This is a genomic window from Mesorhizobium sp. M7A.F.Ca.US.010.02.1.1, from assembly GCF_004023085.1.
In the GTDB taxonomy this organism is placed as follows: domain Bacteria; phylum Pseudomonadota; class Alphaproteobacteria; order Rhizobiales; family Rhizobiaceae; genus Mesorhizobium.
This window is the reverse complement of the sequence record NZ_RZRV01000030.1, coordinates 54,414-79,256: the sequence shown is the minus strand read 5'-3', so window position 1 is coordinate 79,256 and position 24,843 is coordinate 54,414. Positions and strand designations below refer to the sequence as shown.

Sequence of the window (24,843 nt, the reverse complement as noted above, 5' to 3'; positions counted from 1 at the left end):
GTCATAGTGGCTGAGCTTGCGAGCGAGGCCGGCAACCCCGTGCGCTTGATAGCTCGCAACCCATTTGCGCACCGTTGCAGCATCTACGCCGTCGGCTGCACCGGCGCTCGCATAGCTCTCTTCACCATTCAAATAACGATCAACAACAGTGCGCTTCAAACTCTCGCTGTGTTTGGACATGAAAACCCCCGAAGGTTGATGTCCAACTTTCGGGGGTCAGTTCAGCGATGCCGGGCTTTTTTATCGGGATTAGCGAATCGAAAGAATCGGTTCGGGCGGTTCTTTAAAGCATCGCCCGAAGCGCGATCAGGCGTCCTTCTTGGGCACGGCAACGCGCAGCGCCAGGTCGCGAAGCTGCTGCGGGCTCGCTTCCGACGGTGCGTTCATCAACAGATCGTAGGCCTGCTGGTTCATCGGGAACATGGTGATCTCACGCAGGTTCTTGGCGCCAAGCAGCAGCATGACGACGCGGTCGACACCGGCGGCCATGCCGCCATGCGGCGGTGCGCCATACTGGAAGGCACGATAGAGGCCGCCAAAGCGCTCCTCGACCGTGGCGCGATCCAGCCCGACCGTCTCGAACGCCTTGACCATGGTTTCGGGCAGATGGTTGCGGATACCGCCTGAGGCGATCTCGAACCCGTTGCAGACCATGTCGTACTGGAACGCCTTGATGCCGAGCAGGTCCTCGCCATTCAGCGCATCGATGCCGCCTTGCGGCATCGAGAACGGGTTGTGCGCGAAGTCGATCTTCTTCTCTTCCTCGTTCCACTCGAAGAACGGGAAATCGACGATCCAGCACAGTTCGAAACGCTCGCGGTCGACAAGGTTCAGCTCCTCGCCGGCGCGCGTGCGCGCCGCACCCGCGAAGGAAACGAATTTCTTCGGATCGCCGGCGACGAAGAAGGCAGCGTCGCCATCGGCAAGGCCGAGCTGCTGCCGGATCGCTTCGGTCCGCTCCTCGCCGATGTTCTTGGCGAGTGGGCCGGCGCCTTCGAGCTTGTCGCCCTCCTTGCGCCAGAAGATATAGCCCAGCCCCGGCTGGCCCTCGCCCTGCGCCCAGGAATTCATGCGGTCGCAGAAGGCGCGGCTGCCGCCGGTCTTGGCGGGAATGCCCCACACCTCGGCCTTCGGATCGTTGGCCAGGATGTTGGCGAACACCTTGAAGCCGGAATCGCGAAAATGGTCGGAAACGGCCTGCATCTCGATCGGGTTGCGCAGGTCCGGCTTGTCGGAACCGTATTTGCGCATGGCCACATCATAGGGAATGCGCTGGAAATTCTGCGTCACCGGCTTGCCGTTGGCGAAGGTCTCGAAGACCCCGCGCATGACAGGTTCCATGGTCGACAGCACGTCGTCCTGTTCGACGAAGCTCATTTCGAGGTCGAGCTGGTAGAATTCGCCGGGCAGACGATCGGCGCGCGGATCCTCGTCGCGGAAGCAGGGCGCGATCTGGAAATAGCGGTCGAAGCCCGACACCATGATCAGCTGCTTGTACTGCTGCGGCGCCTGCGGCAGCGCGTAGAAGGTGCCGGGGTGGATGCGCGACGGCACCAGGAAGTCGCGCGCGCCTTCCGGCGACGAGGCGGTGAGGATCGGCGTCGAGAATTCGGTGAAGCCGACATCGCCCATGCGCTTGCGCATTTCGGCGATGATTTTTGTCCGCGCAATGATGTTCTTGTGCAGCGTCTCGCGGCGCAGGTCGAGAAAACGGTATTTCAGCCTGATATCCTCGGGATAGTCGGGCTCGCCGAACACCGGCAGGGGCAATTCCTTGGCCGCCGACAGCACCTCGATCTCGCGGGCGAATATCTCGATCTCGCCGGTCGGCAAATTGGCGTTGGTGGTCTCGGGCAAGCGCGCCTTGACCTCGCCGTCGACCCGAATGACCCACTCGCCGCGCACGGTTTCGGCGACCTTGAAGGCAGGCGAATCCGGATCGGCGACGATCTGGGTGAGGCCATAATTGTCGCGCAGGTCGATGAAGAGCAGGCCGCCATGATCGCGCACGCGATGCACCCAGCCCGACAGGCGAACGGTCGAGCCGACGTCGCTCTTCCTCAACTGGGCACAGGTATGGCTGCGGTAACGGTGCATTGTCATTGGTAAAGTCCGGGGTGCTGGGGCCGAAGCATCACCGCCCAGCCTGAAATTTGCGCGAAAAGCGCATGGGAGGCCGGATTTGTCAAGGCAAGCGGACACTCGATTGCCTCTTGGTCCGACCTTCAGAGTTCGCGCCAGGGCCGACCGTCGGGCATTGCCGCTGGCAGTGCTACTTGCGACCATACGGCCATCACACGATTTGGAGATGATTTGTGCCTGAACGTGCTCGCCCAAAGGGGATCGGACCACACAATGGCCCCGAGTTGGAATTGATGCTTCGAGGCGACAAGCCAATGGCTGCATTCGCGGCCGAGCCGAACATGAGCGCCGAAGATATCGGTGACGCGGATTTCGGGCCGTTTGTCGAGGAAGGCCGCATCCTTAAGTTTTCCCAGGTTGACCCCAAAACGTCCGTGGAAGAACGCTGCTACTGCCTGCCGACGGAGGAATGGCGCTGCAAGCTCAGCCTACTGATGTCCCGGATGTGCCGCAGCGGAGAAGCCTTCGACGCGTTCACATCGAACGATCTGGCGAGACTTGAAGGCACGCTTCTCGGCTACTCAAAGGAAGATATTGAAGCGTTCGTCATCCATGCCGCATCGCGGAAAATGCAAAATTTCAGCCGGGATTGACCGACTGCTTCCGAGTTCGGATAGCCCTATGAGCCCGGCGCCGATAGAAGGAGGCGATGAGCAAGGTGATCGATTACCAGCACGGCGCTGGCGGAAGACGTTTCGGCCCGATGAAGGCGGATCTCCGCTCCGGGCAGCGGCGGCAGATATCGGCCGGGATGGATGCCGCGCAGGCCGGGCGCCAGCATGCTGCCTTTGACCACGGTGATCGCAAGGCCCTGCTCGACGATCGCCTCCGTGGCTGAAAGGCTTGGACTGACATAGGCCAAACGCCATGGCCGCCCTGCCTTGTCGAGCGCCTCAATGGCCCAGGAGCGAAACAGGCAATCGGGGCTCGACAGAGCGACGGGCAGCGGATCGAGTTCCTCGACGGCACGGGTCGCCGCCGCTGCCCAAATCGCCCTTTCGCGGCATATCAGATCCCCCTCGGTTGTGCCTTCCGGGTACATGGCGATGACGGCGTCGAACGACGACCCAAGCCGTTTCAGGAGCCGGGCGGTGAGACCGATCTCCATTTCGACCTGCACCAACGGAAATCGCTCGGCGATGCCAGAAAGGAGGCGCGGCAGGATCTTGGTGCCATAATCTTCCATGACCCCGATGCGAACCTGTCCGGCCACCTGCTGACCGGAAACACGCGCAATCGCCTGCTCATTGAGAGCAAGTATGCGGCGGGCATCGATCAGAAAGCCCTCCCCGGCGGCGGTGAGTTCAACGCGGGCTGTCGAGCGCCGGAACAAGATGGTCTCGATGCGCTCCTCAAGACGTTTCACCTGCAAGCTGACGGCCGCCTGCGTTCTATTGAGCTGCTCGGCGGCTCGCGTGAACGAGAGGCGCTCGGCAACGACGACGAAGGCCCGCAGAAGGTCCGGATCGAGATTCGGGATGCTCATAGTGGAATGTTATCAAACTCATTGAGCTTATTCGATTCCTTATGGCCCGCCTGCCCGATATCCGTGGTTCAGAGTTGGCAAGGTCAGGAACCATGGAAATCACAGGAGTGCTCGCCGCGATTCTCTCCAGCGCTTTTGGGGGCACCGCCGTTGGCGCAACGCGATATCTCGCGGGCACGCTCGATCCTCTCGTTATCGGTGCGGTCCGGTTCGGCGGCGGCTTTCTGGTTTTGGCCGCCGTAGCTCTCTGGCGACGAGACAGGTGGCCGCCGAAGAGCGACTGGCTCGGCACTGGTGCATTGGGTCTTCTGTTCTTCGGGCTGTTTCCGGTGCTCTTCAATGGAGCCCTTGTCTACACAACGGCCGCGCGAGGTGCGCTTGCGCTTTCGACACTGCCTCTGCTCACAATGCTTGCCGCGGCAGTTCTGAGGATCGAGCCGCCGACCATCCGCAAGATCGTCGGTGTCCTGATCGCAATGGCAGGGGTGGCCGTAGCGCTCGGCACGAGCCTGATGACTGCTCCCCCAGATGCCTGGCGCGGAGATCTTCTCATGGTCGCGGCCGCTTTCTGCATGGCGCTCTACAACGTCTGGTCGAGACCATTTCTATCCCGCACCGCGCCGATCCCGTTCGTGGCGTTTGGCATGGGCGTGGGCGCGGTCTGCCTATCGGTCCTGGTGGTTTCGAACGGAGGCTTCGCGCGACTTGCCACTCTCAGCGCACCTCAGTGGATCGCGAGCGCATATCTGGCCATAATTTGCGGCGCCTTCATTTTCTTCCTCTGGGCATTCGCGCTCGAGCGCGCGTCGCCGACACTGGTTGCCGTCTCCGTTGCGGTTAATCCGGTGACGGCATCGATCTTCGGTGTTGTCTTCCTGGGCGAACAGGTAAGCGCAAACCTGATTGTCGGGCTGGTGGCAGTCCTCGCAGGAATAGGCATCGCAACGGGAGCAGCCGAGCGGCTCAGCCTGTGGCCCGACGATCGGCAGTCACGTCGCCGGCAGCCTTGAGCGCTGACCAAGCAAAACGCGGAAACGAATCCAGGCGAATACAGCGATCATCCCTGTTGGCGCAGGGAATTGCTGCTGGCGTTGGCCAGGGTGATGGTTCAAGAAGGGATCACCGACACGTGATCGCCTCTTCATGTCCTCCATCCGCCCGATGATCCCGCTCCTTCTCGCCGCCGGCATTTTGCTCGGCGGCAATGGGCTGCAGAGCACGCTGATCGCGCTGCGCGGCGCGCAGGAAGGGTTTTCGGCTTCCGACATCGGCCTGATGGGCACCTTCTACTTCGCCGGCTTCCTGCTCGGCTGCCTGGCCATCACCCGCATCATGAAGGCGGTCGGCCATATCAGGGCGTTTTCGGCGCTGGCGGCAATCGCCTCGGTCGGCACCTTGCTTCTGGTGCTGGTCATCGATCCGGTGATGTGGTGCGCGGTGCGCCTTGCCGGCGGCTTCTGTTTCGCCGGGCTGTTCACCATCGTCGAAAGCTGGCTGAATTCCGGCGTCGGCAATCACGACCGGGCACGCGTGCTGGCGATCTACCGGATGGTCGACATCGGTTCGGTGACATCAGCGCAGTTCCTGATCCCGGTCTTCGGCGCTGGCGGTTTCGCCATCTTCGCCATCATGTCGATGATGATCACCTTGTCGCTGGTGCCGGTGTCGCTCGGCGACCGCTCCAACCCGGCGCCACCCGAAGAGGTCAAGCTCGACCTGGCGCGCGTCTGGCGGATTTCGCCGCTGGGCTGCTTCGGCTGCATCGCCGTCGGCGTCACCAACAGCGCCTTTCGCACCCTGTCGCCGGTCTATGCCGAGCAGATCGGCATGTCGGTCGCCGATGTCGTCACCTTCGTCAGCGTCGGCATTTTCGGCGGCGCCATCATCCAGTATCCGCTGGGTTACCTCTCCGACCGCTGGGACCGGCGCCGGGTGCTGCTGATGACGACGTGCTGCGCGATGTTCTCGGCGCTGGCGCTGGTGTTCATCGCCGGCAGCAATCCGGCGCTCAACTTCATCTTCATCTTCATCTTCGGCTGTTTCGCCATGCCGCTCTATTCGCTGTCGGCGGCGCATTCCAACGACCGCGCCGACACGGGCGAGTTCGTGCTGATCAACGCGGCGCTGATGCTGTTCTATTCCTTCGGCGCGATTGGCGGCCCGTTCGCCGCCTCGACCGCGATGCAATATTTCGGACCGGGCGCCCTGTTTGTATTCAGCGCGGTGGTCTATGCGATCTTCATCGCCGTCATCCTTTACCGCATGCAGGCCCGGTCTGGCGTGCCTGCAGGCAGGCGCGGCCGCTTCACCGCGCTCCTGCGCACTTCGACGGTTTTCGCGCGGCTGGCCAGGAGAAACGACGATTCCGATGGTCCGGGAACCTGATGATGGCGGTGCCAAAGCTTGACGAAAGCCCTGGCGGCTGAAATCTAGGAAGACCTTACTCCTGTCAAAAGCGATTTGATGAACGTCATCACCACCCAGAAAGAACTCGAGACCGTTCTCGCCGCTTTCGAAAAGTCGGATTTCGTCACCGTCGACACCGAATTCATTCGGGAAACGACCTTTTGGCCGATCCTGTGCCTGATCCAGATGGCCGCACCCGGCGTGACGGCGCTCATCGATCCCCTGTCGCCCGATATCGACCTGAAGCCGTTCTTCAGGCTGATGGCCAATGAAGCGGTGGTCAAAGTCTTCCACGCCGCGCGGCAGGACATCGAAATCATCGTCCACCTCGGCGATCTGGTTCCGCATCCGGTGTTCGACACGCAAGTGGCGGCGATGGTCTGCGGCTTCGGTGACAGTGTTTCCTACGATCAGCTCGTGCAGCGCATTACCGGCGCGCGGCTCGACAAGTCGTCGCGCTTCACCGACTGGCGCCACCGGCCGCTTTCCGACAAGCAACTCGACTACGCGCTGGCCGACGTCACGCATCTGATCGAGGTCTATCAGCACCTCAGCGCCGAATTGGAGCGGGAAAACCGCGCCCATTGGCTCAACGAGGAGATGGACGTGCTGACCTCACGCGAAACCTATGATCCGCATCCCGAGGACGCCTGGAAGCGGCTGAAGATGCGGCTGCGCAAACCGCAGGAATTGGCGATCGTGCAGGGCGTTGCGGCGTGGCGTGAGCGCGAGGCGCGGGAACGCGACGTCCCGCGCGGCCGCGTGCTCAAGGACGACGCGATCTACGAGGTGGCGCAGCAGGCGCCGCGCGACACGGCAGCCCTCGGCAAGCTGCGCACGACACCGAAGGGCTGGGAGCGCTCGTCGACGGCAACGGCGCTGCTCGGCGCGGTCAACACCGCACTTGCCTTGCCCAAGGAGCAGATGCCGAAATTGCCAAAGAGTTTCCAGCCGCCCGAGGGCTCGAGCGCCGCGGCGGAACTGTTGAAGGTGCTGCTGCGGATCGTCGCCGAAAAGGAAGGCGTCGCCTCGAAAGTGCTGGCCTCCAGCGACGACATCGACCGTATCGCCGCCGAGGGCGAGGAAGCCGACGTACCGGCCCTGCAGGGCTGGCGCCGCGCGGTGTTCGGCGAGGCCGCGCTCAAGCTGGTGCGCGGCGAGATCGGCATCAAGTTCGACAAACGCAAGATAGCGGTGTTCGATCTGTAGACGAGCGTTCTTTCCTTCTCCCGCAAATGGGGAAGGGAGAGCTGCTCTGCTCAGACCGCGCCGAGCAGGTGCAGCGCGAACCAGATCCATCCCAACAGGAGAATCACCGCACTGACGAAGAATGACCGGCTGCGCAGCAGCAGATTGTTGCTGGTCAGGTGAACCCAGGCATGGAAATAGCGCGACGCGACGAAAATCCACATCAGCGCCAGGGTCAGATAGTTGACGCCGTTGGTCAGGTGCAGCGTCAGGCACAGCACATAGAACAGCACCGGCAGTTCGAACTGGTTGGTGAGATTGGCGGCAACGGTGACGCTGGAGGCCGGCTCGGTCGAACGCACCTTGAACTGACCGGGTTTCGCCTCGCCTGACCTGACTGCGCCGTATCTGCGGCGACCCAGCACGCAGTAGACGATGTAGATCAGCAGCACATGCGCCAGAACAGGCCAGAAGATCGTGGTCTGGTTCACGAAGTGTCCCCTACCCGGCTGTGCTTTCCGCGCGGCATCAGGCCTGGCGTTTCTGGCCTGCCAGCCAGAAGGCGGCAATGACGATCACCGGTATGGCGAAAAGCGCGAATTTGGTAACGGTGAGCGCCGAGGCGAAAGACAGCGAGTCCGGGTTGGCCGACAGGAAATCGGACAGAAGCCGCGCCACCGCAAAGTTCTGAACGTAATGTGCAAGCGTGTAGGGAAGCACCAGGACCAACGCGAAAATCGACTGCAGCTGCGCCGGCAGCACGCGGAAAGCCTTCAATCGCCGGCCGGCGGCCAGGATGAGGCTGACCAGCGTGACCGACAGCAGCGCCGGGAACAACAGATCGAAGGTCAGATAATGCCAGACGAGAATGATCTCGCCGCCGCGCCGGCCGAGCGCCGTCAGCCAGGCCATGCCTTCGTCCGGCGTAAACCCTAAAATGCGCATGTCGAGTGACGGCAAGCCGCCGCTCAACTGGCGGAAATAGAAGAATTCCAGAGCCGTCATGGCGATGAAAACCACCCCTGACAGGAAACAGAGCGCGCCTGCGTGGCGCGATAGCCGCAGGATCGTTGCCGTCAGGTTACGCCCGAACCCGTACTGGTCAGGCTCCGCCGGGATAGTTCGGGCTTTCGCGGGTAATCGTGACGTCATGGGCGTGGCTTTCACGAAGTCCGGCATTGGATATGCGCACAAAAGTGGCGCGCTCGCGGAAATCGGCAAGATCACGGCCACCAACATAACCCATAGCGGCTTTCAGCCCGCCTGCAAGCTGGTGCAACACTCCGGACACAGGTCCTTTGTAGGGAACCTGCCCCTCGATGCCTTCAGGGACCAGTTTCAGCGTGTCGCGCACCTCGGCCTGGAAGTAGCGATCGGCGGAGCCGCGCGCCATGGCGCCGACCGAGCCCATGCCGCGATAGGCCTTGAAGGAGCGGCCCTGGTGCAGATAGACCTCGCCAGGGCTTTCGTCGGTTCCGGCCAGCAGCGAGCCGATCATGGCGGCACTGGCGCCGGCGGCCAGCGCCTTGGCAAGATCGCCGGAATATTTGATGCCGCCATCGGCGATCACCGAGACGCCGGATTTGTGCGCCGTCTCGACAGCCGACATGATGGCGGAAAGCTGCGGCACGCCGACGCCGGCAACGATGCGGGTCGTGCAGATGGAACCCGGACCGATGCCGACCTTGACGGCGTCCGCTCCGGCGTCGATCAGCGCCTGCGTGCCCGCGGCGGTGGCGACGTTGCCGGCCAGGATGCGGACCGAGTTGGATAGTTTTTTCGCCCGCGTGACAGCGTCGAGCACGCGCTGCGAGTGGCCATGCGCGGTGTCGATCACCAGAAGGTCGACGCCGGCATCGATGAGGCGTTCGGCGCGCTCGAAACCGTCATCGCCAACGCTGGTGGCGGCGGCGGCACGCAAGCGGCCCTGCGAGTCCTTGCTGGCGTGCGGGTTGAGCTGCGACTTCTCGATGTCCTTGACGGTGATCAATCCGACGCAATTGCCCTGCCTGTCGACGACCACCAGTTTTTCGATGCGGTGCTGATGCAGAAGCCGCTTGGCCTCGTCCTGGTCGACATTCTCCTTGACTGTGATCAGGTTGTCACGGGTCATCAGTTCATGGACCTTCTGCGCCGGATCGGACGCAAAGCGCACGTCGCGATTGGTCAGGATGCCGATCAGCCGTCCGATCTTGTGACCGCCGCTGCCGCCGTTCTCGACCACCGGAATGCCCGAGATCGAATAGCTGCGCATCAGGCCCAGCGCGTCGGCGAGCGTCGCGTCGGGGCCGATGGTAACGGGATTGACCACCATGCCGGACTCGAATTTCTTGACCTGCCGCACCTGCTCGGCCTGTTCGGCCGGCGAGAAATTGCGGTGGATGACGCCAATGCCGCCGGCCTGGGCCATGGCAATGGCAAGCCGCGCCTCGGTGACAGTGTCCATCGCCGCCGAGAGGATCGGCACGTTGAGGTCGATGTCGCCGGCGATGCGGGTGCGGACATCGGTTTCGCCGGGCATGACCTCGGAATGACCGGGCTGCAGCAGCACGTCGTCAAAGGTCAGCGCCAATGCGCCGGTGGACGTTTCGATGATTTTTGCCATAGCCAGTCCTCGGAATACAAAAAAGCGCTGGACCGGAATGGACAGCGCCGACTCGTTTCTTCCCTTTCAGGATTGGCGCTGGCTGGTACCACGTCCGGGCGCCGATGAAAAGCCGATGATTTCACGCTCCCGGAAAGGTGACTTTTCGGCGAGGGGATGCGACCTGTGGTTGCCGGTCGCACAAAAGTGACAGCAAATTAATGCGACATGCCGGCGAAGGCATGGTAACCGCCCGCCTCAAGGCCGACATGCAACCGGCAACGCAACATTCAAGTCTGGACGCGTTCCTTGAACCGCACCATTCCGCTTATACTGGCGGTCGCCCTTTTCATGGAAAACATGGATTCGACCGTCATCGCGACATCGCTGCCGGCGATCGCCGTCGACATCCACACCAGCCCGATCGCGCTCAAGCTGGCGCTGACTGCCTATCTGGTATCGCTGGCGATCTTCATTCCGATCAGCGGCTGGATGGCAGACCGTTTCGGCGCCAAGAATATCTTTCGCGCCGCGATCGCGGTCTTCATCGTCGGGTCGATCGCCTGCGCCCTCTCCGGTTCGCTGCCGGCTTTCGTGGTGTCGCGCTTCCTGCAAGGCATCGGCGGCGCTATGATGACGCCGGTCGGGCGGCTGGTGCTGGTACGCGCGACACCGAAAAGCGAACTCGTCGCGGCGATGTCCTGGCTGACCGTTCCGGCGCTGGTCGGACCGCTGGTGGGCCCGCCGGTCGGAGGCTTCATCACCACGTACTTCACCTGGCATTGGATTTTCCTGATCAATGTGCCGATCGGGCTGATCGGCATCTGGCTGGCGACGCGTTTCCTGCCGGAGACCGAATCCGCGCAGACCCCACCACTTGATTTCATCGGCTTCTTGCTGAGCGGGCTGGCGGCATCCGGCGTGGTGTTCGGCCTGTCGGTGGTCAGCTTGCCCTATCTGCCGCCAATCGTCGGTGTCCTCACCGTAGCGGTCGGCCTCGTATCGGGCGCGCTCTATCTGCTGCATGCGCGCCACGCCAAAAACCCGCTGCTGGCGCTCGAATTGTTCCGCAACCAGGTGTTCCGCTCCTCGGTGCTTGGCGGCGGACTGTTCCGCATCGGCATTGGTGCTGTGCCGTTCCTGCTGCCGCTGATGTTCCAGATCGGCTTTGGGCTGACGCCGTTCCAGTCCGGCATGATCACCTTCGTCTCTGCAATCGGCGCCATCGGCATGAAATTCGTCACCGCGCTGATCTTCCGCGTCGCCGGCTTCCGCCGCGTTCTGGTTGTCGGTTCACTGGTCGCCGCGGCCTCGATCGCCATCAACGGCCTGTTCACACCCGACACACCCTATCTCTTGATGCTGGCCATGCTGCTCGTCGGCGGCTTCATCCGCTCGATGTTCTTCACCGGCGTCAATGCGCTCGCCTATGCCGAGGTTTCGGCTGAAGACACCAGCAAGGCGACGCCGATTACCGCGGTCTTCCAGCAGTTGTCGGTCGCGCTCGGCGTGGCGCTGGCCGGCGGAATCCTGGAAGTATCGACGTCAATCCATGGCGGCCCGCTGTCGCTGGACGACTTCCACATTGCCTTCTTCATCGTTGCAGCGGTCTCGGCGGCGGCATCGCTATCCTTCGTCCGGCTGGCGCCCGATGCCGGAAACGCCGTCTCGGGCCATGGCCAGCTGACCATGCCCAAGACGCTGGAAACGGTGAGCCCGCCCGGCAACTGATGCGGCTGGCTTTACGTTTCGTCGTCCTCCGGCCCTTCGCTATGGCTCCGGGCGCTCGAGTCCTTCGGAACGTCCACTGGACGTTCCGATCCGCCTGGCGGCGGCTCTCGCCCTTTAAAATCCTTGGCCAGCAAATAGAGCTCGACCGATTCATCCCGCGACGCCGGCGGCTTGACGTGATGCACGGAGCGGAAGTTCTTCTTGAGCATGGAGAGCAACTCGTTTTCGGCGCCGCCCTGGAAAGTCTTGGCGAGGAAATGCCCGCCCGGCTTCAGCACCGACAGCGCAAAATCGGCCGCCACCTCGCACAGATGCATGGTGCGGATATGGTCGGTCCGCTTGTGGCCGGTGGTCGGTGCCGCCATGTCGGACAACACGATGTCCGGATCCCCACCCAGCGCCTCGGCCAGCTTTTGCGGCGCCAGCGGATCGAGGAAATCCATCAACAGCACCGGCGCGCCGGGCACGGCGTCCATTTCGAGATAATCGATGCCGATGACATGCGGCTTGTCGGCCGTCGATTTCGTCCGCGCGGCGGCAACCTGGCACCAGCCGCCGGGGGCGGCGCCGAGATCGATCACCTTCATGCCGGGTTTCAGGAGATGATGCTTGTCGTCGATCTCGATCAGCTTGTAGGCCGCGCGCGAGCGATAGCCGTCAGCCTTGGAGCGCTGGACATAGGGATCGTTGATGTGGCGCTGCAGCCAGCGGCGCGACGATTCCTTCAGCCCGCTCTTCTTCTTGATCCGCGTCTTCAGCACACGAATGCTGGCGGACCCTGGTTTTTCCGGTTTCTTGGTCATTGCTTGATTTCTTGTCTGAGTTTTCTAGCTCGCCGAGTTGTGGCCGTTTTTCGACGTCTGCGCGTTTCGTGAACGGCTTCCCCCACTCCGTCTCGGCTTCGCCGAGCCACCTCTCCCCCCTCCGGAGGGAGAGGAAGGGTGCCGAGGCCGGCGTCCTCGCGCCTTTCCTCTCCCCCGTCGATCGGGGGAGAGGTGTCGAGCGAAGCTTGACGGAGTGGGGGTCGACTGCTCACGCTCTGCCACGGCCATCGTTGCGCCAGACGCCATCATCGGCCATCAGTTCGCTCAAAATACCTTCGCGCAGGCCACGATCGGCGACTCGCAGCCGCTCGGACGGCCACACGGCGCGGATCGCCTCGAGGATAGCACAGCCGGCCAGCACCAGATCGGCGCGATCGGCACCGATGCAAGGGTTGGCGCAGCGCTGCTGGAAATCCCAGCCAACCAGTCTTTCGACCATGCGATCGACGCTGTCGCGGTCCATCCACAGCCCATCGACACGGCGGCGATCGTAGCGCTCGAGCTCAAGGTGAACGCCGGCCAGCGTCGTCACGGTTCCGGACGTGCCCAGCAGATGGAAATTCGGGCTGGCCTTGAGATGGCTCAGCCGGTCGCGACCGTCGAAGCTGGCCAGCCGGCCGGCAACGTCGTCGACCATAGCGGCGAAGATCTCGCGCGTCACCGTGCGGCCGCCAAAGCGCTCGGCCAGCGAGACGACGCCGACCGGCAGCGACGTCCACGACACGATATGATTGGCCAGCCTTGGCGAACGGCGGCCAGCGAGGTCGATGAGCGCGATTTCCGACGAACCACCGCCAATATCGAACAGGACGACGCCTTGGGTGTCGCGCTCGACCAGCGAGCCGCAGCCGGACACCGCCAGCCGCGCCTCGGTCTGGCGGTCGATGATCTCAAGCTTCAGGCCGGCCTCGCGTTCGACACGGTCGATGAACTCGACGCCGTTTTCGGCCGTGCGGCAGGCCTCGGTGGCGATCAGCCGGGCTTTCCTGATTTTGCGGTTGCGCAATTTGTCGCCGCAGATTTTCAGCGCCTCGACCGCGCGGTCCATCGCCGGCTGGCCGAGCCGGCCATTGGCGGTTAGCCCCTCGCCCAGCCGGACGATGCGCGAAAAGGCGTCGATGACGCGGAACTGGCCATGCCGCGTCGGCACGGCGACCAACAGCCGGCAATTGTTGGTGCCGAGGTCAAGCGCCGCAAACACCGGAAGCTCCTGGACCGGCGGCCGACGGGCGCTCTGTTCCGGCCGTGGCACTACAGCGGCGGGCGAGGCCACCGATTCCGACGGTCTGTGGGACTCCGCCGCCGGGACACCGGCTTTGCCCGGCGCCGGCGATCGATTCTCCGTGGGACGTGCCTCGTCGCGCGCAAAAACCTTGCGCCCGCGCCTTCGCTTGCGCCGCTTCTTGGGCTTGCCTTTGTGGGGTGCGTCGCCCGCCTGCCCGTCCGTGGAGCGGAGCTCCGTCGGGCGGCGTTGCTGCCAGCTTGCATTCCCCGGGCCAGCCGACCGCTGGGAAGCGCTGGACACGCCCACCTCCGGCGCGCCGGCGCCGGTGTCGTGGTCTTCCACTGTCGTTCCTTCCGGCGCCGCGCGAACCTATGATGGACGCAGCAGGCGCTTCAGTGTTTTAAGTTGCCGCCAGACTAACAGCGCCGCGCCCGATCACCAAGAGCCGCGTGCCGAATTTTGCCGGCAGGCCGCAAACCGCCGTTCCGGTGCGGCCGCGTAATGAACCCGCACGCCGCAGATGCCGGCGCTACGCCTGCCGGCGTCTCTTTCGGCCGCTCACGCCGGACAAATCTTGCCGGCCACCGCTGCGACAAGGGTTCGCGGTTGAATAGCCGGCTTCGATGAGGCATTTCTGAAATGAGCGGAAGAATCCGGCACAGCCGGCCTCCCACCAGCCACGGAAAAGGAAGCGGACCCGCAACGCATGGCATTCCGGCAATGAATTGGCAGGCAATGAACTGGAGACGCTATTTCTGGCCGGTTGTCGGCATCGCCGCCGTGATCTTCTCCCTGCTGCTGCTCTGGCACGAACTGCGCGGCGTTTCACTCGACGACGTCTGGGACGGTATCACGGCCATTCCGACCCGCGGTTGGGTCCTTGCCGCGCTGTGTTCGGTCATCGCCTATGCCTCGCTTGCCGGCTACGACCACATCGCGCTCCTGCATATCGGCAAGCGCGTGTCGTGGCTGTTCGTCACGCTGTGCTCCTTCACCACCTATGCGCTGTCGCACAACATTGGCGGTTCGGTGTTTTCGGGCGCCGTCATCCGCTATCGCGCCTATGGTACCAGGGGCCTGACCGGACAGGATGTCGGCGTGCTGGTGGCGATCTGCTGGATCACCTTCGTGCTATCGACGATTCTCGCCTCTGGCCTCGTTCTGGTGTTCGAGCCAGAGGTACTCGACCGGTTTTCCGGCATCGCCCATCACGGCCTGTCGGAAGCGGCCGGTATCGCGATGCTGCTGCTCGTCGCCGCCTATGTCTTCGGCAGCTGGCTGCATCTGCGCCCGCTGAAGATCGCCAGCTTTCAGCTCCACTATCCGGCGCTGCCGATCGTCGCCCGGCAGCTGCTGATCGGCCCGATCGAACTGCTGGCCGCCGCCGCGATCATCTTCTTCGCCCTGCCCGAAGCCCACAATCCTGGTTACTTCGTCATATTGGGCGTCTTTCTCGTCTCCTTCTCGATCGCGCAGATCTCGCATGCGCCGGGCGGCCTCGGCGTCTTCGAAGTGGTGTTCCTGGCGGGGCTTTCCGACATGGATCCGGTCGGCGTGCTGGCGGCGCTGCTGGTGTTCCGGCTGTTCTACCTGATCATCCCGCTGATTCTGGGCCTGGGGGTGGTGCTGTTCTTCGAACGCTCGCAGTTCAGCCGGACGGAACCTTGAGGCGTGGGATTGGACTGGGAGCCGCGCGCCGGCATCTGAAGTGTGGCGTCTGAATCACCTGACGAAACGTGCCATTGAACCACAGAGCAGGCTTGACTATTTTCCGCTGGCGGCTACAAGGCAGCGCTCACAGCGGCTCAGCCGCTCGGCCCGCACGGTTCATGACCGCGCCTGCTGGGGAATAGGTTAACGGTAGACCCACGGACTCTGACTCCGTTAGTCCTGGTTCGAATCCAGGTTCCCCAGCCAAAATCCCACAAGCAAACCAATGATTTAGCACGCCAATTTGGCATCGTTTTCATCTGCATCGCTATGTCAGTAACGCACAGTACCGGGCTTTTACGGGCGCTACTCGCAGTTGCCCGCAATTGAGCCGGTCGAGATTCCCGGAGCGAAAAAGATCGTTGCCGCCGGCGCGTGCTACTCGCTAAGCTTCATGAAGGTTCCAGCACAATGCCGCGTCATGCTCACTGACAGCCAGTACATTTTCGAAAGCATCAAGGAGGGCTGCTTGACGCTCTCCGATGACGAGTTCGTCATCGACAGGCTGCTGAAGTATTTCGGCAATGGGAGGATCCGGTGGCACGTCGAATTCCGTGGGCATCGCGTCGAGCTGACGACAGGCCAGCTCAAGAAGCAGCCGACCTTCCGCAGGAAGATGCTCGAACAGGCTGGGGTGCTGCCGCCCCAGCGTGCCGGGACCGACTACAGGCGATGGGCACTGGATCTGAGGAAGAATGCCATCGAGCTTCCGTGGCGGGATAGGCCGGTGGACGTCGGTTTCGCCATCGACAGGCTGACCAGCCATGGCGATGAGCGCTGGACGGTCGAATACCAGGGCAAGGCCATCAAATTCACGACGACCAAACTCCGCAGGCAGGTGAGTTTCCGCAAACGCATGCTGGCCAAGGCCAAGGTGTTGCCACCTCAGTTGGACCCGGTTGCCTATCGGAAGTGGATGGACTGGCTCATTCAAAACGCCACTGAAGCTGCTCCGCAGGCCGGCGATGCCCCGATGACGGAAAAAAGCTGGCTGGACGAATTGCCTGAGCTGGCCGGCTGGCAGAACGAAACGCTGGCCAAACGACCAGCCGGAGGTGGCGGAAATATGTAAGCAAAGCCGCAATGGCACTCGTTGCGTTTGCCACGCCTGCGGATTTCGGCACACATCGATGGCGAGGACTCTGCGACAGCTTGGGTCGCACCCCACAGGATTTGAGTGAGACCCATGGACCGCTTCGACCTCGGCACCTACCGCCGCCCCATCTCCACTCGCTCCACAGAAACCCAGCGTTGGTTCGATATTGGCCTCAACTGGTGCTACGGCTTCAACCATGAGGAAGGCATCAAGTGTTTTCAGAAGGCGCTGGAGACGGATCCTCACTGCCCGATGATCCATTGGGGCATCGCCTATGCCGCCGGCCCTTTCTACAATCTGACCTGGAAAGAGCATGGCGCGGCCGAGGCCGACAGCGCGACCAGGCGCTGCTTCGAGCATGTCCAGCTGGCGCGCGCCAATGCGGCTTCCGCCAGCAAGATCGAGAGGCGGTTGATCGAGGCTCTGGCCGCCCGCTTTCAGAAGCCGCACCGGGTGACACCGGAGGAATTCGAACGGTGGGACGATGCCTATGCCGCCGAGATGCGGCAGGTGTATCAGGACTTTCCCAACGACCATGATCTGATGGCGCTGCTGGTCGAAGCGCTGATGATGCGCACGGTGCGGCGGCTGTGGAACCTCAAGACCGGCGCGCCGGCGCCGAATTCCGATGTCGTCGAGGCGCTCGACGTCTGCGAGCGGTCGATCCGGCTTGCCGATGCGGCCGGCGCAGCACAACATCCGGCGATCGTCCACCTGCACATCCATCTCCTGGAAATGTCCACCATGCCGGAGCGCGGCATGCGGTCAGCGGATCTGCTCGGCTTCATGTGCCCCGATGCCGGGCACATGAACCACATGCCGGGGCACATCTATGTGCTGTGCGGCGAGTATGAGAAAGCAAAACCTGCCAGCGAAAAGGCGGTACGCGCCAACGACCTCTATCTGGCCTATGCCGACGAGCCGACCTACTATTTGCTGGGCTGCTGCCACGATCTGCACCTGATGATGTTCACCTGCATGTTGTCGGGCCAGTACCGGCCTGCACTGTGGGCCGCCGACAGAGTGCGCAGCCTGGTCACGCGCGAGGTGGTCGCCATCCAGGGCCGGCCCAAGCTCACGCAGACGGTGGAAGGCTACCATGCGATGAAATCGCATGTTCAGGTGCGCTTCGGCCGCTGGCAGGAGATCATCGACGAGCCTGTAACCGCGGAGCCCGGCCTCTATGTGCTGACGGCGGCCATGCAGCACTACGCCAAGGGCGTCGCGCATGCGACGCTTGGGCAATTTGCTGAGGCCGAGCGCGAGCGCGAAGAGTTCCATCGGCATCTGAAAGGTATTGCGCCCGAGCGGCGCTTCCTCAGCAACCCGGCGCAGGCTTCGCTGGCTGTCGGTGTCGCTCTGCTCGACGGCGAGCTGGCGTACCACCAGGGCCGGCATGAGGAGGCGTATGGCCATTTGCGGCAGGCGGTCGAGCTTGACGACAATTTGTCCTACACGGAGCCGTGGGCGTGGATGCACCCGCCGCGCCATGCGCTGGCGGCGCTGCTTCTCGACCAGAGCCACGCGCAAGAAGCAGAACAGGTCTATCGCGACGATTTGGGCCTGAGCGGCACGGTGCAGCGCTGCGCCCAACATCCGAACAATGTCTGGGCACTGCACGGGCTGGTAGAATGCCTGAAACGGCGCGGCGAGACTGATGAATTGCCGATATTGCAGACAAGCCTTGCCGCGGCGATGGCCAAGGCGGATGTGCCGATCACCTCGTCCTGCCTGTGCAGGACGAGCGCGCAGCAAGGCTGCTGTCACTGACGCGAAGTCAGCCTGTCGCCACTGTTGCGGCCGATCGGCTCGCCAAACAAATTGTCGGCCGATCGTCGTTGGCGGTGGAAACCTCGCCGCCCGGTCGTGTCACCTGCCGATCAGCCAAGGCTCCATGCCGCGTCGTTCCACGCCTTCGTCGATCAGCACGGAGCAGTCTATCTCATCGTGAAGCTGGGCGTTTGGGTCAGACGAAAGCCAGGAAGCATAGGACCGAAGCTGCTTGAGCCTGGCTGTTTTCTCCAGCCGTGCCTGGCGCTCATCCTCGGCTGGTTGAGCCGGTCTTCTGTCCTTCTGGGCAGGAAATGGCATCCTGGCTCTCCTCGGTCACTGAGCCTATGAAAACAGGCGCTCAATGGGACCTTGGCCCATTGCCAACACAGGCGCTGACGAGAGTCGCCATCCATCTTGATGATGGCGGACCCTTATCAACAATGCACCCGCGCCACCGCCGGGTGCTCCTGGTCCGGGTTCGCTGCGGCGCATCGGCACTCGGCAGCCGGACTCAGATGCAGGGAAATGGAACCAGATCGGCCGTGCGACGTCATAGAAGCAGGTGCTCATACAGGAGTGTGACCTCCATGATCAGGCTCGTTCTTGCCGCTGCCGCTATGCTCGTCATGGCATGCGGCGCAGCGGTTGCGGCAAAACTGGACGCGGCCACCGTCAACAACGCCCAATTTGACGGCAGCGAAGCGAAAGGCGTCAGTGCGACCGTGCTGAAGGCGCAAATCCTCCTGGATCGTGCACGCTTCTCGCCAGGCCTGATCGACGGCCGCCAAGCAGAGAACTTCACCCGGGCAGTCAGTGCGTTTCAAGCGGCCAACGGATTGCCTGCCGACGGCAAGCTTAGCCGCGAGACATGGGACAAGCTGGTCGCGACCTCCTCGCGCCCCGCGCTTGAGACCTACGAGTTGACGCGCAAGGATGTGCGTGGACCGTTCACCAAGCGAATTCCGGCGCGCATGGAGAGGATGGCCCGCCTGCCCCGGCTCGCCTATCACAATGCCTTGGAAAAGGTGGCGGAGCGCTTCCACATCAGCGAGCAGCTGCTTGAACGGCTCAATCCCGGCATCGGCTTCAGAAAGGCGGGGCAAAAGCTGCTGGTGCCAGCTGTCGCCCGAGGTGATCCGCCGCAAGACATTGGGAACGTCGAGGTCGACAAGAGCGCTCGCCAGGTTCGCGTGCTCGACCCTTCCGGCAAAGTGCTTGCGACGTACCCCGCCTCGATCGGGAGCCAGGAGAAGCCCGCGCCGAGTGGCGAGGCAGAGGTCAAACGCGTGGTGCGCCACCCAACCTATCACTACGATCCAGAGTTTGCCTTCAAGGGGGTGAAGACCAAGCGCCCCTTCACGATCGCTGCCGGACCAAACAATCCGGTGGGATCGGTCTGGATCGATTTGTCCATCGATAGTTATGGCATTCACGGGGCGCCGGACCCAGGCAAGATCGGAAAGACCTTCTCGCATGGTTGCATCCGGCTGACCAACTGGGATGCCGAAGACCTCGCCTCCGAAGTGCAAAAAGGCACAAAGGTCGTCTTCAAGGACGAAGCGGCAGGATCGGTCGAACAAGGATCGCAGTAGGTAGGCGCTACCGGCTACCCACTTTCGGCCGTCTGACTAGCGCCACCGTGGGCGTGGGGCGGCGCCCCTTACCCCAGCCACTTCTCGTAGTCGGACACCAGCAGGTGCACCGGGGCAACGTCTTCATCGATGTTGGAAAAACGGCCGATCGGTTCGCGAAACACATTGTCGGTGAGATCGTCATTGACGGTCGAGACCTCGCCGATCAGCACGTCCTTGCCCTCGGCCCAGAAGGCATGCCAGACGCCGGGCAGCAGCGTGACGCTCTGGCCAGGGTCGAGCTTCAGGAGCCCACCCGCAGGCAGCCTGTGGATGGTTCCGTCGACCGGCACCGAAACCTCCGCCTTGGGATCGATGCCGCCATCGCGGTCGTGCATGAACAGTTCCAGCACCAGCTTGCCGCCGCCACGGTTGATGATGTCCTCGGCCTTGATGTTGTGGCGGTGCATCGGCGACAGCTGGTCCTTGCGCGAGATCATGATCTTCTCGGCATAAAGCATGCCCATGCCCTTCTTCATGTCCTCGTAGCGGCCGTTGCGAACGGTGAACAGGAACAGGCCGAGTTCCCTGAATTTCTCTTGCCCGTAATCGGTGATGTCCCAGCCGAGCCGCGAGGTAAACACGGCCGCGGAATCGGCCTGGCGCGCCTTCGCCTCCTGCGGCGACCAATAGGCGAAGGGCGGCATGATGTAGCCGAACGAGCGGATGAAAGCGTCGGCTTCGCGGATGATGTCGTTGATGGCGGAGCGCTTCATGATCATGATCCCTTCGTATCGATTTGTCTGGCAAATCGCATAGCCGAACGTCGATGCGGTGTCGATCCATCTCGCCGCCCTGCCGGGCGTTGCGCTTAGGCGGATGGACCACAGATCCGCTTCGCTGGCCGCGTGACATCACGGATTTTCAGGGCCATAAAACCCGCGGATTCCTCATGGGGTGAAAGATGATGCCGACCGTCCACGATCTCGATACGCCATCCATCCTGATCGACGCCGCGCGCGCGGAAGCCAACATTGCCCGCGCCCAGGCGCATGCCGACAAGAACGGGCTGAAGCTCAGGCCGCATATCAAGACGCACAAATTGCCCTACTGGGCGAAGAAGCAGGTGGCGGCCGGCGCCGTCGGCATCACCTGCCAGAAGATTGGCGAGGCCGAGGTGATGGCGGATGCCGGGCTGACCGATATTTTTCTTCCCTACAACATCCTTGGGCGCGCCAAGCTGGAGCGGCTTCTGGGGCTGCACGGGCGCGTCACCCTGTCGGTGACAGCGGACAGCATGGAGACACTCGAAGGGCTGGCAACCACCTTCACCGATGCCGGTCATCGTCTGCAGGTGCTGGTCGAATGCGACACCGGCATGGGCCGCTGCGGCGTGCAGTCGGCTGATGAAGCGGTCGCGCTGGCAAGACGGATCGACAGAGCCGGCGGCCTCGCCTTCGGCGGACTGATGACCTACCCGGCCGCCGGGCGGGCAGCGGAGGCCGAAGCCTGGCTCACCGAGGCCAAGCAGGCACTTGCCGCGTCGGGCCTCGCCTGCGAACGCATCTCCAGCGGCGGCACGCCGGATATGTGGCGCTCCAGCGATACATCTGTTGTCACCGAGTATCGTCCAGGCACCTACATTTATCTCGACCGCTATCAAGTCGCCAAAGGCGTCGGCGGCCTCGACGACTGCGCGCTGACGGTGCTGTCGACGGTGGTCAGCCATCCCACAGCGACGCGCGCTATCCTCGATGCCGGCAGCAAGGCGCTGTCCAGCGACACGCTGGGTCTCACCGATTTCGGCGAGTTGCTCGGCGTGTCGGGAGCGCGGGTGACGGGCCTGAGCGAGGAGCACGGCACCGTCACGCTTTCGGGCGACGGCAAGCTGCGCATCGGCGAGCGCGTGCGCGTCGTGCCCGACCATTGCTGCGTCGTCACAAACCTGTTCAACGAGGTCAATCTGGTCGACGGCGACAAGGTGCTGGAAACGCTCCCGGTGGCGGCGCGCGGAAGGATGGGGTGAGGGTCATCGTCAAGGCCAGCGAAACGCCGCAGTATCTTCAGCACGCCGGCGGGACAGCGCCCCCTCTGGCCTGCCGGCCATCTCCCCCTCAAGTGGGGAGATCAGCAGCTTCAGCGCCCCACTCACTGCTCAGAGATAGACGTTGGCGAAAGCGAAAATTACAGTCGACGCGCGTCAGTTGGCGGACCGCTCGGCCTGCCGTGCCGCAACCCTGCGCATGGCAATCACCCGGCGGCGGCGGATTTCGGTGCGCATCGCCATCAGGTGCAGCGCGAAGAACAGCACGGTAAAGCCGAGCGCCATCACCAGAAGCGGCCATAGCAGGCTGGAGTCGATGGTCGAACCGCCCATGCGGAACACCGAAGCCGGCTGATGCAGCGTGTTCCACCAGTCGACCGAGAACTTGATGATCGGGATGTTGATGAAGCCGACCAGCGTGATGATGGCGGCGGCCCAGGCGGCGCGGCTGGCATCGTCGAGCGCGCGGGTCAGCGCGATGATGCCGAGATACATCAGGAACAGCACGAAGACCGAGGTCAGCCGGGCATCCCAGACCCACCAGGTGCCCCACATCGGCTTGCCCCAGATCGAACCGGTGATCAGCGCCAGCGCGGTGAAGACGGCGCCGATGGGGGCTGCGGATTTCAGCGCGACATCTGCCAGCGGGTGCCGCCAGACAAGCGTGCCCAGCGCCGAGACCGCCATCAGCGTGTAGCACATCATGGCCAGCCAGGCGAAAGGCACGTGGATGTACATGATGCGGACGGTTATGCCCTGCTGGAAATCCTCAGGCGCGGCGAAGCTCATATAGAGCCCGACGGCGAGGATGAGTGTGGCGATCGTGGCCAGCCATGGCACGACCTTGTCCGCCAGCCCGACGAAGCGCGTCGGGTTGGCGAGATCCATCCAGCCGGTCAGGCGTGAAGTCGTGTCGCTCATGCGGTTCTACATAAACCGCCACGGCGTTCGGGGCAATCGAGCGGTGGTGTCGCAGACGCAATTGGGGCGGCCGTGCCTGTACTCTCACCTGGACCTATGGTCCGACCTCCCACAAGGGGAGGTCGGAGAAAGAAGCTCAGGCGGCTGCTTCCTGCTGTTGCAGCACGGTGCGGCTGAGGCGGCGAACCTCCTCGTCGTTGAGCAGGCCGCCGGCGCGCAGCAGGCTGGCAAAGCGGCCATTGCGCAGCGACAGCTCGGTGAAGCCGCCCATCTCGACCACCCTGCCCTTGTCCATGAACACGACCAGATCGGCGTCGCGAACGGTGGTCAGGCGGTGGGCGATGATGAAGGTCGTGCGGTCGCGGCGCAACTCGTCGATCGCTTCCTTGACGCGGTCCTCGGTCTCGACGTCGAGCGCGCTGGTCGCCTCGTCGAGCACCAGGATCGGTGCGTCCTTCAGCACGGCGCGGGCAATGGCGATGCGCTGACGCTCGCCGCCCGACAGCTGGCCGCCACGTTCGCCAACCACCGTGTCGTAGCCATTGCTCTTGGACAGGATGAAATCCTGTGCGGCAGCCGCATTGGCGGCGGCATGGATCTCGTCATTGCTTGCATCGGCGCGGCCAACACGGATGTTGTCCTCGATCGAGCGGTTGAGCAGGCCGGCATCCTGGAATACGGTGGCGATCGAATGGCGCACCGACTTGCGGGTCACCGTGCGGGTGTCGATGCCGTCGATCAGGATACGGCCATGGGACGGCGAGAAGACACGCTGCAGCAGGTTGATGAGCGTGGTCTTGCCGGCGCCCGTCGGGCCTACGATGGCGACGGTCTGGCCCGCCTGCACCTCGAAGGACACGTCGTCGATGCCTTGGCCGGAATTGGCGAACTCAAAGCCGACATTCTCGAAGCGGACATGGCCGGTGACGTTGGCAAGATCGCGCAAGCCGTCCGGCTCGGCGGCATCAGCCGCGGAGTCCTCGAGATGGTAGAAATCCTCAAGTTTGGCACGGGCCTCCGAAATCTGGTTCGCGAAAGCCGACATCTGGTCGAGGCGAGCGATCAGCATCGTGGCAAAACCGGTGAAGGCAATGACGTCGCCGACACCCAACTGACCATGAGTGACGAGATAGGAGCCGATCGACAACACGATCAGCATCGAGATTGCCGATGACAGACGGTGCAAGGCATTGGCCAGCGCCCACCAGTCGAGCACGGGGTTCTGCGCGTCGAGCAGGTTCTTGACGTAGCGGCGCAGCGTATCGGCCTCGTGGCCAAGGCGATTGTAGCTCTGCAGCACCGCAACGTTGCTGACCGAGTCGGTCACATGCGCGAACACCTTGTGGTAGTGACGCTCGACCGCAGCCTGGCCCGCCTTGGTGCGGCGCATGACCATCCGGCCGATGCCGACATAAAGCAGCCCGAGGCCAAGCAGCACCAGCGACATGCGCAGGTCCATGCTGATCGCGGTCGGAACCAGCAGCACGAGGGCGACAGCCGTGGACAGATGCTGGCGCATGAATTCGAGCCAAAGGCTGAACAGGGTTTCGACGGCGCGCAGCATCGTGTGCAGCGCATTGGAGGTGCCGTGCTGATGGTGCCAGGCGAGCGGCATGGTGATCACACGCTCGAAGGACTGGCACAGCACTTCGCTGCGCCGAGCATGGGCGAAGCGGTCAGCGCCGCGCGCCACCATGACGAAAGCAACGATGTTGAAGGCGCCGAGACCGGCCCACATGACCAGCGTGGTGAAGACAGAGCCACGCTCGGAGATGGCGCCGATGACGCGACCGAACATAATCGGCTCGAGAAGCGCTACGATGGCGAGAGCCACGTTGGCCGAACAGATCAACGCAACGCGTTTCCTGTCCGCGGCCAGATAACCGAGAGCTCGCCAGTAGATTTGCAGAAGGGTCACCCCAGTTACTCCGCCACGCTGTTTATTGTGCACTGCATCATTTTATTCGTACCGGTTGATACGTCGCAAAACAATGGCCGTGTACCCCTTCAGTTCCCTTAGAGCGAACAAAAGATGGCGACGTTCCGAAATCTGCCGTGATCACCTAACGGTTTGAGAAGACAGGTAAAATGTCAGGCATGCGGCGAAATCATGGCAGTTGGCAGGTGCTGCCATAATTTTAA

General features: G+C 63.0%; 22 protein-coding genes and 1 tRNA gene. 11 read left to right on the top strand and 12 right to left on the bottom strand.

The window, feature by feature from the left end; translation table 11 throughout:
• Both EOA19_RS25045 and aspS read right to left on the bottom strand, forming a co-directional pair.
• A partial coding sequence (locus tag EOA19_RS25045; protein WP_164893027.1) for a helix-turn-helix domain-containing protein occupies positions 1–180 on the bottom strand: 180 nt, incomplete at its 3' end.
• Between the two features lie 126 nt (positions 181–306).
• A complete protein-coding gene (gene aspS / locus EOA19_RS25040) occupies positions 307–2,097 on the bottom strand; it encodes an aspartate--tRNA ligase (protein WP_164893032.1) in 1,791 nt (596 codons plus the stop codon).
• A gap of 299 nt (positions 2,098–2,396) precedes the next feature.
• Between aspS and EOA19_RS25035 the strand changes: the two genes are divergently transcribed.
• Entirely contained in the window at positions 2,397–2,735 is a 339-nt protein-coding gene (locus tag EOA19_RS25035) for a hemin receptor (RefSeq protein ID WP_245486303.1), read from the top strand.
• Positions 2,736–2,761: 26 nt separating this feature from the next.
• Here EOA19_RS25035 and EOA19_RS25030 read toward each other — a convergent pair whose 3' ends face one another.
• The gene (locus tag EOA19_RS25030) at positions 2,762–3,628 is read right to left on the bottom strand and encodes a LysR family transcriptional regulator (protein WP_128305106.1); all 867 of its coding nucleotides are present in this window, start codon (positions 3,626–3,628) and stop codon (positions 2,762–2,764) included.
• 41 nt (positions 3,629–3,669) lie between these two features.
• Here EOA19_RS25030 and EOA19_RS25025 point away from each other — a divergent pair, with 41 nt between their 5' ends.
• The 3 genes from EOA19_RS25025 to rnd all read left to right on the top strand — a co-directional run bounded on the left by EOA19_RS25025 (position 3,670) and on the right by rnd (position 7,243).
• Complete coding sequence (locus EOA19_RS25025) at positions 3,670–4,638, top strand: DMT family transporter (RefSeq protein WP_245486302.1); 969 nt, start codon at positions 3,670–3,672, stop codon at positions 4,636–4,638.
• Between the two features lie 133 nt (positions 4,639–4,771).
• The gene (locus EOA19_RS25020; protein ID WP_023810194.1) at positions 4,772–6,013 is read left to right on the top strand and encodes an MFS transporter; all 1,242 of its coding nucleotides are present in this window, start codon (positions 4,772–4,774) and stop codon (positions 6,011–6,013) included.
• A gap of 78 nt (positions 6,014–6,091) precedes the next feature.
• A complete protein-coding gene (rnd, locus tag EOA19_RS25015) occupies positions 6,092–7,243 on the top strand; it encodes a ribonuclease D (protein ID WP_128305105.1) in 1,152 nt (383 codons plus the stop codon).
• Positions 7,244–7,293: 50 nt separating this feature from the next.
• On the opposite strand, the gene EOA19_RS25010 is transcribed toward rnd, so the two are convergent.
• From EOA19_RS25010 to guaB, 3 genes are read right to left on the bottom strand one after another with little or no spacing between them, the layout of a single operon-like run.
• Positions 7,294–7,713, bottom strand: coding sequence for an MAPEG family protein (locus EOA19_RS25010; RefSeq protein ID WP_127288888.1), 420 nt, complete (start codon positions 7,711–7,713; stop codon positions 7,294–7,296).
• Between the two features lie 37 nt (positions 7,714–7,750).
• Positions 7,751–8,374 (bottom strand): hypothetical protein, encoded by a 624-nt coding sequence (locus EOA19_RS25005; RefSeq protein WP_128305104.1) that lies wholly within the window; start codon positions 8,372–8,374, stop codon positions 7,751–7,753.
• Positions 8,325–9,827, bottom strand: coding sequence for an IMP dehydrogenase (guaB, locus tag EOA19_RS25000; protein ID WP_127258107.1), 1,503 nt, complete (start codon positions 9,825–9,827; stop codon positions 8,325–8,327). The genes EOA19_RS25005 and guaB overlap by 50 nt, the downstream gene beginning before the upstream one ends.
• Before the next feature lie 288 nt (positions 9,828–10,115).
• On the opposite strand from guaB, the gene EOA19_RS24995 reads away from it, so the two are divergent.
• Entirely contained in the window at positions 10,116–11,537 is a 1,422-nt protein-coding gene (locus EOA19_RS24995) for an MFS transporter (RefSeq protein WP_128305103.1), read from the top strand.
• Between the two features lie 11 nt (positions 11,538–11,548).
• On the opposite strand, the gene EOA19_RS24990 is transcribed toward EOA19_RS24995, so the two are convergent.
• Both EOA19_RS24990 and EOA19_RS24980 read right to left on the bottom strand, forming a co-directional pair.
• Entirely contained in the window at positions 11,549–12,340 is a 792-nt protein-coding gene (locus EOA19_RS24990; protein WP_128305102.1) for an RlmE family RNA methyltransferase, read from the bottom strand.
• 229 nt (positions 12,341–12,569) lie between these two features.
• Positions 12,570–13,928, bottom strand: coding sequence for a Ppx/GppA phosphatase family protein (locus EOA19_RS24980; RefSeq protein WP_128305101.1), 1,359 nt, complete (start codon positions 13,926–13,928; stop codon positions 12,570–12,572).
• Between the two features lie 393 nt (positions 13,929–14,321).
• Here EOA19_RS24980 and EOA19_RS24975 point away from each other — a divergent pair, with 393 nt between their 5' ends.
• The 4 genes from EOA19_RS24975 to EOA19_RS24960 all read left to right on the top strand — a co-directional run bounded on the left by EOA19_RS24975 (position 14,322) and on the right by EOA19_RS24960 (position 18,162).
• Entirely contained in the window at positions 14,322–15,254 is a 933-nt protein-coding gene (locus EOA19_RS24975) for a lysylphosphatidylglycerol synthase domain-containing protein (RefSeq protein WP_128305100.1), read from the top strand.
• Positions 15,255–15,429: 175 nt separating this feature from the next.
• Positions 15,430–15,503, top strand: a tRNA-Gln gene (locus tag EOA19_RS24970).
• Positions 15,504–15,717: 214 nt separating this feature from the next.
• Entirely contained in the window at positions 15,718–16,368 is a 651-nt protein-coding gene (locus EOA19_RS24965; RefSeq protein WP_128305112.1) for a hypothetical protein, read from the top strand.
• A gap of 114 nt (positions 16,369–16,482) precedes the next feature.
• Complete coding sequence (locus EOA19_RS24960) at positions 16,483–18,162, top strand: hypothetical protein (RefSeq protein ID WP_128305099.1); 1,680 nt, start codon at positions 16,483–16,485, stop codon at positions 18,160–18,162.
• A gap of 99 nt (positions 18,163–18,261) precedes the next feature.
• Here EOA19_RS24960 and EOA19_RS24955 read toward each other — a convergent pair whose 3' ends face one another.
• A complete protein-coding gene (locus tag EOA19_RS24955) occupies positions 18,262–18,483 on the bottom strand; it encodes a hypothetical protein (RefSeq protein ID WP_128305098.1) in 222 nt (73 codons plus the stop codon).
• Between EOA19_RS24955 and EOA19_RS24950 the strand changes: the two genes are divergently transcribed.
• The gene (locus tag EOA19_RS24950) at positions 18,477–19,757 is read left to right on the top strand and encodes a L,D-transpeptidase (RefSeq protein WP_245486300.1); all 1,281 of its coding nucleotides are present in this window, start codon (positions 18,477–18,479) and stop codon (positions 19,755–19,757) included. The genes EOA19_RS24955 and EOA19_RS24950 overlap by 7 nt on opposite strands.
• 68 nt (positions 19,758–19,825) lie before the next feature.
• Here the strand turns inward: EOA19_RS24950 and EOA19_RS24945 are convergent, their stop codons facing one another.
• Positions 19,826–20,512, bottom strand: a complete 687-nt coding sequence (locus tag EOA19_RS24945) for a D-lyxose/D-mannose family sugar isomerase (RefSeq protein WP_128305097.1) — start codon at positions 20,510–20,512, stop codon at positions 19,826–19,828.
• A 191-nt stretch (positions 20,513–20,703) separates the two neighbouring features.
• Here EOA19_RS24945 and EOA19_RS24940 point away from each other — a divergent pair, with 191 nt between their 5' ends.
• Positions 20,704–21,762: a D-TA family PLP-dependent enzyme gene (locus EOA19_RS24940; RefSeq protein ID WP_164893030.1), complete on the top strand. Its 1,059-nt coding sequence runs from the start codon at positions 20,704–20,706 to the stop codon at positions 21,760–21,762.
• 174 nt (positions 21,763–21,936) lie between these two features.
• Here the strand turns inward: EOA19_RS24940 and EOA19_RS24935 are convergent, their stop codons facing one another.
• Complete coding sequence (locus EOA19_RS24935; protein ID WP_128305095.1) at positions 21,937–22,701, bottom strand: heme ABC transporter permease; 765 nt, start codon at positions 22,699–22,701, stop codon at positions 21,937–21,939.
• 136 nt (positions 22,702–22,837) lie between these two features.
• Positions 22,838–24,619 (bottom strand): glucan ABC transporter ATP-binding protein/ permease, encoded by a 1,782-nt coding sequence (locus EOA19_RS24930; RefSeq protein ID WP_127288908.1) that lies wholly within the window; start codon positions 24,617–24,619, stop codon positions 22,838–22,840.
• Positions 24,620–24,843 lie beyond the last annotated feature (224 nt).

Bases quoted from the DNA above. Each gene is read 5' to 3' on its own strand.
- EOA19_RS24975 (WP_128305100.1), top strand. From the start codon at position 14,322: ATGAACTGGAGACGCTATTTCTGGCCGGTTGTCGGCATCGCCGCCGTG.
- EOA19_RS25030 (WP_128305106.1), bottom strand. From the start codon at position 3,628: ATGAGCATCCCGAATCTCGATCCGGACCTTCTGCGGGCCTTCGTCGTC.
- guaB (WP_127258107.1), bottom strand. From the start codon at position 9,827: ATGGCAAAAATCATCGAAACGTCCACCGGCGCATTGGCGCTGACCTTT.
- EOA19_RS24945 (WP_128305097.1), bottom strand. From the start codon at position 20,512: ATGAAGCGCTCCGCCATCAACGACATCATCCGCGAAGCCGACGCTTTC.
- aspS (WP_164893032.1), bottom strand. From the start codon at position 2,097: ATGCACCGTTACCGCAGCCATACCTGTGCCCAGTTGAGGAAGAGCGAC.
- EOA19_RS24960 (WP_128305099.1), top strand. From the start codon at position 16,483: ATGGACCGCTTCGACCTCGGCACCTACCGCCGCCCCATCTCCACTCGC.
- EOA19_RS24955 (WP_128305098.1), bottom strand. From the start codon at position 18,483: ATGCCATTTCCTGCCCAGAAGGACAGAAGACCGGCTCAACCAGCCGAG.
- EOA19_RS24935 (WP_128305095.1), bottom strand. From the start codon at position 22,701: ATGAGCGACACGACTTCACGCCTGACCGGCTGGATGGATCTCGCCAAC.
- EOA19_RS24950 (WP_245486300.1), top strand. From the start codon at position 18,477: ATGGCATCCTGGCTCTCCTCGGTCACTGAGCCTATGAAAACAGGCGCT.
- EOA19_RS25025 (WP_245486302.1), top strand. From the start codon at position 3,670: ATGGCCCGCCTGCCCGATATCCGTGGTTCAGAGTTGGCAAGGTCAGGA.
- EOA19_RS25005 (WP_128305104.1), bottom strand. From the start codon at position 8,374: ATGACGTCACGATTACCCGCGAAAGCCCGAACTATCCCGGCGGAGCCT.
- EOA19_RS25035 (WP_245486303.1), top strand. From the start codon at position 2,397: ATGGCTGCATTCGCGGCCGAGCCGAACATGAGCGCCGAAGATATCGGT.
- EOA19_RS24965 (WP_128305112.1), top strand. From the start codon at position 15,718: ATGCTCACTGACAGCCAGTACATTTTCGAAAGCATCAAGGAGGGCTGC.
- EOA19_RS24940 (WP_164893030.1), top strand. From the start codon at position 20,704: ATGCCGACCGTCCACGATCTCGATACGCCATCCATCCTGATCGACGCC.
- EOA19_RS24990 (WP_128305102.1), bottom strand. From the start codon at position 12,340: ATGACCAAGAAACCGGAAAAACCAGGGTCCGCCAGCATTCGTGTGCTG.
- EOA19_RS25020 (WP_023810194.1), top strand. From the start codon at position 4,772: ATGTCCTCCATCCGCCCGATGATCCCGCTCCTTCTCGCCGCCGGCATT.
- rnd (WP_128305105.1), top strand. From the start codon at position 6,092: ATGAACGTCATCACCACCCAGAAAGAACTCGAGACCGTTCTCGCCGCT.